Raw genomic sequence first — 7,054 nt, forward strand, 5'->3', positions numbered from 1 at the left:
CTGTTTTTTTCGACCGTAAAGACTTATCAAACAGGAGAGATACACCATGAGCCGTCAGGCGAAAGCTGTTGTTTGCCGCGAATGGGGCAAGCCTGTTCAGGTGGAAACCATCACCGTGGATCCCCCCAAGCGGGGCGAGGTCACCATCAAGGTGGCCGCCTGTGGTGTCTGCCACAGTGACCATTCCGCCACCACGGGCAAGATCCAGTACCCGCCGCCCCTGGTGGTTGGCCATGAAGCCGCCGGTGTGGTGGTGGATGTGGGCGAGGGCGTGACCGACCTGAAAGAGGGCGATTACGTGGTCAGCACCTTCATCACCATGTGTGGCAAGTGCCGCAACTGCGTCCGGGGTCGCCCGGTGCTGTGCGAGAACGCCAAGAAGTCCATGGTGACCCTTCCGGACGGTACCGTTCGTACCCACGGCAAGGATGGCGAGGACCTGTACGTGTTCGGCGCCTGCGGTGTCATGGCCGAGTATGCCACCCTGCACGAAGACAACTGTGTGAAGATCGATGAAGGCGTGTCACTGCCCAGCGCGGCCCTGGTGGGCTGTGCCGTGATTACCGGTGTCGGTGCAGTGTTCAATACCGCGGACCTGGAGCCGGGTTCCCGGGCCGCCGTATTTGGCATCGGTGGTGTGGGTCTGAACGCCATCCAGGGTTGTGTCACCGCCGGTGCCGAAATGGTCATTGCGGTGGACACCAACGAGAAGAAGCTGGAGATGGCCAGAGAGTTCGGCGCCACCCACACCATCAACATCAATGAGGTGGAAGACGTCAGCAAGGCCATCAAGAAACTGAGCGCTGGTGGCGTGGACTATGCCTTCGAATGCGTCGGCAATGGCAAGGTGGTGGAACAGGCCTACAAGGCCCTGGGCCGTGCCGGTACCGTGGTGGTGGTCGGCGTTGCCGACATGAAGGACAAGACCTCCATTAGCACCTTCGCCCTGCCGGCGGATGAGCGTACCCTCAAGGGCAGCTGGCTGGGTTCCGCCCGGCCACAGTACGATTTCCCGAAAATCCTCAACCTGTACAAGGCCAATCGCCTGAAACTGGATGAGCTGATTACCCAGACCTACAGCATCGACGAGGCACCGCAGGCTTTCGAGGACATGCTGGAAGGCAAGAACGCCCGTGGCGTGATCATTTTCGACTAACGCCTGTGGCCTGAGCATTCAACAAAAGCGACTCCCGATAAGGAGCACAACGAATGAACAACCTGAGCAAGAACTACATCAACGGCCAATGGGTCGACTGGTCCGGCGAGACCATCGATGTGCATGAAGGTACCCACGGCGAGGTGATTGCCAAAGTACCGTCCTCTGACCGGGCTGCCATGGAGCAGGCCATCGACGCCGCCGAGGCCGCCTTTGACAGCTGGAGTGAAACTCCGCTTGAGCAGCGCATCAAGGTGATAAAGCAGCTGCACGAGGGCCTGCAGAAACGGGCACCGGAAATCGCCCAGGCGGTGTCCAAAGAAGTGGGTATGCCCATCAAGCTGGCCGGTATGATCCAGGCCGGTATGCCCATCAAGGTCACCGAAACCTACCTGGACATGCTGCCGGACTACCCGTTTACCGAGCAGTCCGGAAACTCCGAGGTGCAGTACGCGCCGGTGGGCGTGGTGGGCTGTATCACCCCCTGGAACTACCCGCTGCACCAGGTGATCCTGAAAGTGGTACCGGCACTGGCTGCGGGTTGCACCATCGTGCTCAAGCCCAGTGAAGTTTCCCCGCAGAGTGCCTTCATTCTGGCTGAGATCCTGGATGGCACCGATCTGCCCAAGGGCGTGTTCAACATGGTCTGTGGTCTCGGCCAGGAAGTGGGCGACACCCTGATCAAACACCCGAAAGTGCGCATGGTATCCTTCACGGGCTCCACCCGTACCGGTCACCTGATCGCCCACGCCGCGGCGGACGACTTCAAGCGGTATGCGCTGGAAATGGGTGGCAAGTCAGCCTCCATCATCCTGCCGGACGCGGATCTGAAGGCTTCCGTCAAGGGCACCATGACCAACTGCCTGCTGAACAGTGGCCAGACCTGTACCGCGCTGACCCGCATGCTGGTGCACAAGGACCAGCATGATGAGGCCTGTGAAATCGCCGGTGCCGTTGCCGCTGCCATGACCCCGGGCGATCCGATGGATGAAAACACCCGTCTGGGCCCGCTGGCGTCCGCAGACCAGCTGAACAAGGTGCGTGACTATATCAAGCTGGGCATCGAGGAAGGTGCCACCCTGGTGGCCGGCGGTGCCGAGGCGCCGGAAGGTCTGGAAGACGGATACTTCGTCAAGGCCACGGTGTTCGGTAACGTCAAGCCTGACAGCCGCATCGCCCAGGAGGAAATCTTCGGTCCGGTACTGTGCATCATTCCCTACGAGACCGAGGAAGAGGCGATCCGCATTGCCAACGGCACGGAGTACGGCCTGTCCGGTGCGGTTTTCTCCGGCGATCAGGAAAAGGCGAAGAAAATCGCCGGCAAGATGCGCACCGGTCAGGTGTTCGTCAACGGTGGTGCCTTCAACCCGCTGGCGCCGTTCGGCGGCTTTGGCCACTCCGGCGTTGGTCGTGAGTTCGGCAAGTGGGGCCTGGAGGAGTTCCTCGAGGTTCGCGCCCTGCAGTTGTAATAGCCTGCCCTTCGGGGTAAATATAGAAGGCTAACGAAATACGGGCATTTCCCGCCGGGGAGTGCCCGTTTTACGTTGTGTACCCGAACCATCCTTCAACCCTCCAGTAAAAAGAGGAACGATCAGTGAGCAGTATCTGGACCACCATCCCCACCGTGGAAAGCATGCAGGAGCGGGTCAGGAACACCGCCGTGGAGAACATGGGTATCGAGTTTACGGAGGCGGGTGATGACTTTATCAGCGCCCGTATGCCCGTGGACAAGCGCACCGTGCAGCCCTTCGGCATTCTGCACGGCGGGGCTTCCGTGGTGCTGGCGGAAACCCTTGGGAGTGTCGCGGCCAACCATTGCGTGAGGAAAGAGGGCACCGCGGGTGTGGGTCTGGAGATCAATGCCAACCACGTTCGCTCGGTCAGGTCCGGCTGGGTCCATGGTACCGCCCGTCCGCTGCACATTGGTGGTTCCACCCAGGTCTGGGAGATCCGCATCGAGACCGAGGACGGCAAGCTGGTGTGCGTATCCCGCATCACCATGGCGGTCATTAATCTTTAAGGGTTGGTCACGGAATCCACGGAAGAACACGGAAAAAGCAAAAGATAAAGACGTTATCAGCCACGAAATCTTTTCATCTTTTCTTTCCGTGTTCTTCCATTCCGTGGCAAATATATACAATAAAGGAGCTATCCCCGTGGAAATGGGTCTGAAAGGCAAGAACGCCGTCGTCACCGGCGGTAGCAAAGGTATTGGTCGCTCCATCGCCCTGGCGCTGGCAGCGGAAGGCGTTAACGTAGCCATCTGCGCCCGCAGTGAAGGACCGCTGGATGAAACGCTGAAGGAAATCCAGGCGTTGGATGTGAATGGCTACCGGGAAGCCTGTGATGTCGGCGACAAGGACAGCCTTGACGCTTTCCTGGATAATGCCCGCCGGGAGCTCGGCAGTGTCGATATCCTGGTCAGCAACGTCTCCGCCCTCGGCGCCGGCAACGACCTGAAGGCCTGGGACGCCAACGTCACCCTGGACCTGATGTCCACCGTGCGCGCCGTGGACAAGGTACTGCCCTGGATGAAGGAAGCCGGCAGCGGCAATATCATCATCCTGTCGTCCATCTCTGGTATCGAGGTGGGCACCACCCAGCCCTATGCCGCTACCAAGGCCGCGTTGATCAGCTATGCCAAGTCGCTGGCGGTGGACCATGGCGTCGATGGCATCCGGGTCAACAGCATTGCCCCGGGCTCCATCAAGTTTCCGGGGGGCGTCTGGGACAAGGCGGAGAAGGCCAACTCACCCCGCTATCACAGCACGTTGCAGCGTATTCCCTGGGGGCGTTTCGGCAAACCGGAAGAGGTGGCTAACGTGGCGGTGTTCCTGGCGTCGGACGCCGCAAGCTGGGTCACCGGAGCCTGTATTCCCGTGGATGGAGCCCAGCACCGTTCCAATATGTGATGCCTTTTCCCGATGTGGATGATGACCACAGGCTTGATCTGTCCTGGCTGCAATCGTCAATGACAGAACTCGGGGGCCCTCAGGTCGGCAGGGTGTTTCGGGACCTTCAAAAACAGGGACGTTTTTGAAGAGCCTCCATGGATGGATTGACGGCGTGTCCCGAAACACCCTGCCGACCTGAGGGGCATGCTCTCAGGGCTTGCCCCCAAGCAGTATCCGCACCGCCAGGCAGGCTTCCTCCACTTCCTCGATATTCGGTTTGCGACCGAGGATGACATCGGAGTACAGGCAGGATTCAGCCAGACGAACCATGAAGTAGGACAGGCTTTCCACTCGCATCGGTGGCCTTTCCAGGTAACCCTTGTCGATCTGATCCTGGATCATGACCGTGTTCACTTCCACCACCCGTCCGTGCATGGTCGAGGCGGACGACGTGAGTACCCGGAGGGCATGTTCCGGGTCCTGCTTGACGAACTCCTGCAACGGTTTAGCGGTTATCAGTTCGATGTTGATCCGCCGATAGACTTCGACAATGAAATCGACACCGGTGCCGGATGTGGACGCGACGATGGAATTGCGGATTGGCAGGTAGAGCGACCAGAGGATATCGCCAAGCAGCAGATCCTTGTTGCCGACCCAGCGGAACAGGGTGGCACGGCCAATGCCCAGTTCCTCCGCCAGGTCAGCCAGATGGAGCCGCTCTCCCTTGAGCCAGATGCGACGGGCCTTGTAGAACGCATCTTCCGGAGTGGCTCCGGAAGAGCGCTTGCGGGTCTTTTGGAGTTCGCGCTGTAGCGGAGAATGTGTAACTGCCACGGAGGTCTCACTTCTGGCACTAAAAAGGCGTCAAACGCGCTGGCGTCGCTACCTTTTTTGACATTGTTTTTGTTACATATACTACATGTTTCTGTTGAAATAGAGCCAGCGCTCTATTTTTGGACGATACCTTCACCGGTAACGTCTCGTAAATGAGTACGACTTTCCAGCATATTCAACATAAAAACAACAATCCATTTGGCAATTTGGCCATGAAGTTAGTGTCCCTTAACATAAGTTCGCAGCATTTCAGAGGCTGTGTCAGGCCTTACTACAAGGCGCGTTCCGCCGGGAATAGTGGTTCTATTGCCAAGGGACCCAACACCGTAGCAAGGCCTGACACAGCCTCCCGAAGGGCGCGCCATACAAAGCCCCTGGCAGTGTTGCGGCTCTTGGCAAGGGCTCCGGCCATTCCCGGCGAACCGCGCCTCGCCAAGGGCTTTGTATGGCACGCTGAAACGCTGCGAACTTATATTAAGGGACACTAGGGAGCGGGTGGAATGCTGTTCGTTACGGCACTGTTTGTGTCCTGTCTGGTGACGCTGGGTATGATGATCTTTGCCTGGCACCGGCGGGAGGTTCGCACTGCTCCTGCCATCGCCGTGTTGATGGGCGGGCTGAGCTGGTGGACGTTCTGCTACGCCCTGCTGATTCTGCATGTTCGTCACCCCGACGTGGTTCCAACCCTGTTCAACGACCCGCTATTCTGGTTCCGCCTGATGTTCGTGGGTGTGGTGGTTCTGCCGGCGGCCCTGATCATCTTCGTATTGCAGTATACGGGCTACCGGCAGCGAATTGGCCCCCGTTTCATTGCATTGCTGTCAGTGATTCCGGTGCTGTGCATGATCGCCAATTTCACTGAGGGTATGGGACACCAGTGGTTCATGGGAGGCTTTGAGCCTGGCGGCAAGAACACCTTCAAGGGTGGGCCGGCGTTCTGGCTGCATGCCCTTTACTCGTACATCCTGATGTTCATCGCCTATTCTCTGCTGATCCGCTTTGCTATCCAGAACCCCCAGTACCGTCGCCAGGCGTTATTGTTCCTGGCAGGGAATACGGTGGTGCTGGTGATGAATGTGGTGACCATCATGCAGTGGATGCCGGAGTCCTGGGGCAAACTGGATCTCAGCCCGTTCGGGTTTGTGGTGGCGTCCCTGATCATGGCGCTCAACATCCGCCGGGAAGGGTTTCTCGATCTGATGCCGGTCGCCCGCTCCCTGGTGTTCGAACGAATGGCGGACGGGGTGCTGGTCACCGATACCCGTGGGCGTCTACTGGACCGTAATCCGGCGGCGCAGGAGATGTTCTCAATGGCCGGGGTGGATGTTTCCCGGGGTGTTGTATTGCAGCAAGCGTTGCCGGATCTGTTTCAGGAAGGCCCCCCGGCCGAGGAGTTCACCCTGGCATCATCGGACGGCGAGGATGGCAGGCACTGGGACTTGAATGTCCGGCGAACCGAACTCAGGAACCGTCGTAATCAGGTGAAGGGGTACGTCTATGGCTTCCGGGATGTCACCGAGCTCAAGGCGGTGGAAGATTCCCTGCGACAGCAGCTTGCCGACAACGAGGCCCTGCGCCGGGCCCTGAAGGAGGAATCCATCCGGGATCCCCTGACCGGACTGTACAACCGCCGCTGGCTGGACGAGGTACTGGAGCGGGAGATTCCCCGGGCACTGCGGGAACAGCAGCCCCTGAGTTTCTGCGTCATGGATCTGGACCATTTCAAGCAGGTGAACGACAACTGGGGGCACGATGTGGGCGACCGGATTCTGGTCGCGCTTGCCCGGCTGCTGCAGGAAGGCAGTCGTAAGCACGACGTGGCCGCCCGTTTCGGGGGAGAGGAGTTCGTACTGGTGTTGCCAGGGCTGGATGCCACCCGGGGCCGGGAGGTTATCGAACGGTTGCTGACGGCCTTCTCTGAACTGGATTTCGGAGCCGGCGAACCCGGGAACCTGACGTTTTCCGCCGGACTGGCGGTGGTTCCCGATCACGCCTCGGATCGGGAAAACCTGTTCAAGATGGCTGACCGGGCCCTGTATCGGGCCAAGGAAGCGGGCCGCAATCGGGTGTTGGTTCAGGACACCGCCTGAACCACCCCTGGCGGGTAGCGGCTACACCCGGAACTGTGAGACCAGTTCACGCAGCCGCTCGCCCAGCCGTGCCAGCTCCT

6 protein-coding genes are annotated in these 7,054 nt (G+C 59.5%); 5 read left to right on the forward strand and 1 reads right to left on the reverse strand.

Annotated features, from left to right (window positions below; all coding sequences use genetic code 11):
- Positions 1 to 46 precede the first annotated feature (46 nt).
- The 4 genes from RO069_RS14710 (at position 47) to RO069_RS14725 (ending at position 4,068) form a co-directional block, all read left to right on the forward strand.
- Positions 47 to 1,156, forward strand: coding sequence for a Zn-dependent alcohol dehydrogenase (locus tag RO069_RS14710; protein ID WP_328188500.1), 1,110 nt, complete (start codon positions 47 to 49; stop codon positions 1,154 to 1,156).
- Between the two features lie 53 nt (positions 1,157 to 1,209).
- Complete coding sequence (locus RO069_RS14715; protein ID WP_328188502.1) at positions 1,210 to 2,625, forward strand: aldehyde dehydrogenase family protein; 1,416 nt, start codon at positions 1,210 to 1,212, stop codon at positions 2,623 to 2,625.
- A 164-nt stretch (positions 2,626 to 2,789) separates the two neighbouring features.
- The gene (locus RO069_RS14720) at positions 2,790 to 3,176 is read left to right on the forward strand and encodes a hotdog fold thioesterase (RefSeq protein ID WP_442915376.1); all 387 of its coding nucleotides are present in this window, start codon (positions 2,790 to 2,792) and stop codon (positions 3,174 to 3,176) included.
- A 142-nt stretch (positions 3,177 to 3,318) separates the two neighbouring features.
- Positions 3,319 to 4,068, forward strand: coding sequence for an SDR family NAD(P)-dependent oxidoreductase (locus tag RO069_RS14725; protein ID WP_328188510.1), 750 nt, complete (start codon positions 3,319 to 3,321; stop codon positions 4,066 to 4,068).
- Between the two features lie 192 nt (positions 4,069 to 4,260).
- On the opposite strand, the gene RO069_RS14730 is transcribed toward RO069_RS14725, so the two are convergent.
- Positions 4,261 to 4,884: a QsdR family transcriptional regulator gene (locus RO069_RS14730; RefSeq protein WP_328188505.1), complete on the reverse strand. Its 624-nt coding sequence runs from the start codon at positions 4,882 to 4,884 to the stop codon at positions 4,261 to 4,263.
- A gap of 500 nt (positions 4,885 to 5,384) precedes the next feature.
- Here RO069_RS14730 and RO069_RS14735 point away from each other — a divergent pair, with 500 nt between their 5' ends.
- Positions 5,385 to 6,974: a diguanylate cyclase gene (locus RO069_RS14735; protein WP_328188507.1), complete on the forward strand. Its 1,590-nt coding sequence runs from the start codon at positions 5,385 to 5,387 to the stop codon at positions 6,972 to 6,974.
- Positions 6,975 to 7,054 lie beyond the last annotated feature (80 nt).

The sequence above is a fragment of the Marinobacter sp. OP 3.4 genome (genome assembly GCF_036224885.1).
GTDB lineage: Bacteria > Pseudomonadota > Gammaproteobacteria > Pseudomonadales > Oleiphilaceae > Marinobacter.

Bases quoted from the DNA above. Each gene is read 5' to 3' on its own strand.
- RO069_RS14710 (WP_328188500.1), top strand. From the start codon at position 47: ATGAGCCGTCAGGCGAAAGCTGTTGTTTGCCGCGAATGGGGCAAGCCT.
- RO069_RS14735 (WP_328188507.1), top strand. From the start codon at position 5,385: ATGCTGTTCGTTACGGCACTGTTTGTGTCCTGTCTGGTGACGCTGGGT.
- RO069_RS14725 (WP_328188510.1), top strand. From the start codon at position 3,319: ATGGGTCTGAAAGGCAAGAACGCCGTCGTCACCGGCGGTAGCAAAGGT.
- RO069_RS14720 (WP_442915376.1), top strand. From the start codon at position 2,790: ATGCAGGAGCGGGTCAGGAACACCGCCGTGGAGAACATGGGTATCGAG.
- RO069_RS14715 (WP_328188502.1), top strand. From the start codon at position 1,210: ATGAACAACCTGAGCAAGAACTACATCAACGGCCAATGGGTCGACTGG.